General features: G+C 67.1%; 3 protein-coding genes. 1 reads left to right on the top strand and 2 read right to left on the bottom strand.

The window, feature by feature from the left end; genetic code table 11:
* Together E4L98_RS11375 and hutC are read right to left on the bottom strand one after the other, a co-directional pair.
* Positions 1 to 943, bottom strand: a 943-nt coding sequence (locus tag E4L98_RS11375) for an ABC transporter substrate-binding protein (protein ID WP_167761315.1), incomplete at its 3' end; no start/stop codon positions are given.
* 280 nt (positions 944 to 1,223) lie between these two features.
* A complete protein-coding gene (gene hutC, locus E4L98_RS11370; protein WP_135201679.1) occupies positions 1,224 to 1,943 on the bottom strand; it encodes a histidine utilization transcriptional repressor HutC in 720 nt (239 codons plus the stop codon).
* Between the two features lie 141 nt (positions 1,944 to 2,084).
* Between hutC and ada the strand changes: the two genes are divergently transcribed.
* Entirely contained in the window at positions 2,085 to 3,155 is a 1,071-nt protein-coding gene (ada, locus tag E4L98_RS11365) for a bifunctional DNA-binding transcriptional regulator/O6-methylguanine-DNA methyltransferase Ada (RefSeq protein WP_135201678.1), read from the top strand.
* Positions 3,156 to 3,262 lie beyond the last annotated feature (107 nt).

Here is a 3,262-nt window from a genome sequence, read left to right as displayed (position 1 = left end):
GAGCGCAGCGACCTGAATATCGACGATCTTCTGGGCACGCCGGCCACGGTGGCGGCTGGTACAGAAAACCATCGATGCTGAAGCCGGCCGGCAGCATGCCGTGCTGCTGGTATGCCTGGGCGATGGCGCGCCAGCGCCCGGGGTTGCTGTAGCCCAGTTCGATCAGCGGCTGTTCCAGCAACGGCGCCATGCGCTGCGCCTCGAACATCAGGTGTTCGCGGCTGTGGCGGTCGGGATAGCGGGCGCGGATCAGGTCGGCGATTTCGGCCGGATGGGCCATCGCATACTGCCAGCCGCGCAGCGTGGCCTCGCGCAGCGCCTGGGCGCGCGCCGGATGCTCGCGCAATTCGCTTTCGGTGGTGTACAGCACGTCGCCATAGAAATCCAGGCCGTACTGGCGCGGCGACAGCAGTTCGTAGCGCACGTTGAGACGGTCCAGCACGTACGGCGCCTCGGTCAGGTAGACCGACATGGCATCGACCCTGCCCTCGCTCAGGTCGTCGTAGTTGAAGCTGTGGCGGATCTGGTACAGGCTGTCGGTGCGCGCGCCCAGCCGCTGCAGGAAGACGATCAGTTCCTCGTTGTTCGGCGCCAGCATCACGCGGCTGCCGGTCCAGGGCCGCGGCTTGCCGCTGGCGTCCAGGCGGCGCAGCAGGTTGGCGGCGGAATGCTGGAAGATCGAGGCCAGCACCACCACCGGCTGGCCGATGCCGCGCGCCAGCAGCAGGCTGCTGTTGCCGACGCCGTACTGGGCCCGCCCCTGAAGCACGTTCTGCAGCGGATCGCCGCCGGGCTGGGCTTCCGCGAGGGTGACCTCGAGGCCGGCGTCGCGGTAATAACCCTGGTCCTGCGCCGCGTAAAAGCCGGCGAACTGGAACTGGTGCTGCCACTTGAGCTGGACGGTGACCTTTTCCGCCGCCACCGCCGCGGCCGTGGACAACATGGCCGTGACCGCACACGCCGTCAGCCGGAGGGACAGACGTTGCCAAAAACGCTGGAAACCGCGCGACGGGCAATGCAACAAGAGTTTCCCTTTCGGAGGCGTGCTGTGTCCGGAAAACTATAGCATCGAAGACCGCGCCGTAGGGCAGTGCGTGGCGAGAAACCGATTGCGTCTTGTCGGCGCGCAAAAACGGCGGAAATTTAACAATTTCCCGCGTTTTTCGTGACTATCGGTGAGAAATTGCGCGGCCAGGCGGCTTGCGGGCTGCAAGCCGGGGCTTCTACTGGTTGAAGCTGCCGGCGAACTGGTAGCGGTGTCCCGGGTGCCACATGGTCACCACCGAGGCGATCATGCCGCCCGAGCGGGTCTGGCGTTTCAGCACCAGGCAGGGCTGGCGGGTGTCGATCGCCAGCATGTCGGCGATGTCGCGCGGCGCCGCCAGCGCTTCCACGCTGTAGGTGGCGCCCTGCAGCGGCGCCGCCTGCATCAGGTACTCGTTGGGCGTGAGGTGGGCGAAATCCTGTTCCATGTAATCGGGTGCGCACTGCGGATTGACCCAGCGGTCCTCGACCTGGATCGGCACGCCGTTTTCGAAGTGCACGATCACCGAGTGGTACAGTGGATGGCCGGACGGCAGCTCGAACTGCTTGGCCATCAGCTCGCTGGCCTTGACGCGTTCCAGCTGCTGCAGGCTGCTGCGGTGGGCGTGGCCGCGCGCGCGCACTTCCTCGGCGATGGATTTGATCTCGAGCAGGGTGGCCTGGTACTTCTGTTGGGCGACGTAGGTGCCGGAGCCCTGGCGCCGGGTCAGCACCTGTTCCGCGGTCAGCTCGCGCACGGCGCGGTTGACGGTCATGCGCGAGACGCCGAACTGCTTGACCAGCGCCTGCTCCGAGGGGATGACGTCGCCCTCCTTCCAGGTACCGGCGGCGATTTCGCCCAGCAGGTAATCCTTGATGCGCTGGAAGATCGGGGTGGCGTCGTGCGGGGTGTCGTGCATCGGTTGGGCGTCCAAACGGCTTCTCCTGGAAAGTAGTCATTCTAGCATCGCCTGCTTGTACAATTCAAAAGCAAGAGGTGGAGTGACCGGCGTGTCGATGCTGCTTAAGATGGCTGCATTCCAACTGAACTGGAGTCCGACATGGGCAAAACTGAAAACAAGGCGGCTTACGCCAGCGATGAAGCGCGCTGGACCGCCGTGCAGCAACGCGACGCCGGCGCCGACGGCGTGTTCTGGTATTCGGTGCGCAGCACCGGGGTGTATTGCCGGCCGTCGTGCGCGGCGCGCCCGGCGCTGCGCAAGAACGTGGCGTTCCACGACAGCCGCGCGCAAGCCGAGCAGGCCGGTTTCCGTCCGTGCCTGCGCTGCAAGCCGGAGCAGCCGCCGCTGGCCGAGCGCCAGGCCGCCATCGTGGCGCAAGCCTGCCGCCTGCTGGACGAGGCCGAGGAAGCGCCCGATCTGGACAGCCTGGCCGCCGCGGTGGGCGTCAGCCGTTTCCATTTCCATCGGATGTTCAAGGCGGTGACGGGCATCACGCCCAAAGCCTACGCCAACGCGGCGCGCGCACGGCGGGTGCAGGATGGGCTGGCGAAGCAGGCGTCGGTGACCGCTGCGATCTACGCGGCCGGCTTCAATTCGAGCGGGCGCTTTTACGCGCAGTCGCCGGCGGTGCTGGGCATGAAGCCATCGACCTTCCGCGCCGGCGGCACGGGCGAAAAGATCCGCTTTGCGATTGCCGAGTGTTCGCTGGGGCCGATCCTGGTGGCCAGCACGGAGCAGGGCATCTGCGCGATTCTGATCGATGACGATCCGGATTTCCTGGTGAAGGAGCTGCAGGACCGCTTTCCCAAGGCAGAACTGATCGGCGCGGAGCGCGACTATGAGCAGGTGGTGTCGCGCGTGGTCGGCATGGTCGAGCATCCGGAGATCGGCCTGGAGCTGCCGCTCGACGTGCGCGGCACGGCGTTCCAGCAGCGCGTGTGGCAGGTGCTGCGGGCGATACCGGCCGGCCGCACCGTGACCTACGCCGAGCTGGCGGAGCTGGCCGGCGTGCCGCGCGGCGCGCGGGCGGTGGCCAGCGCCTGCGCCGCCAATGCGATCGCGGTGGCGATCCCGTGCCACCGCGTGGTGCGCAATGACGGTTCGATTTCCGGCTACCGCTGGGGCGTGGACCGCAAGGCCGAACTGCTGACCAGGGAGGGCAGCCGATGAGCAACGGCGAACTCGATTTCGGCGACCCGGCCGCCGAACGCAAACCACGCACCGCGCCACCGCTTGCGCCCATGCCGCCAGCCCAGGGCAGCGCGGTCGCAGCGGTC

Source organism: Duganella callida, assembly GCF_004614165.1.
GTDB lineage: Bacteria > Pseudomonadota > Gammaproteobacteria > Burkholderiales > Burkholderiaceae_D > Rugamonas > Rugamonas callida.
This window is presented reverse-complemented; position numbering and strand designations above follow the sequence as displayed.

What these genes read in the sequence shown, in the direction of transcription:
- hutC (WP_135201679.1), bottom strand. Translation starts at nt 1,943, where the DNA reads ATGCACGACACCCCGCACGACGCCACCCCGATCTTCCAGCGCATCAAG.
- ada (WP_135201678.1), top strand. Translation starts at nt 2,085, where the DNA reads ATGGGCAAAACTGAAAACAAGGCGGCTTACGCCAGCGATGAAGCGCGC.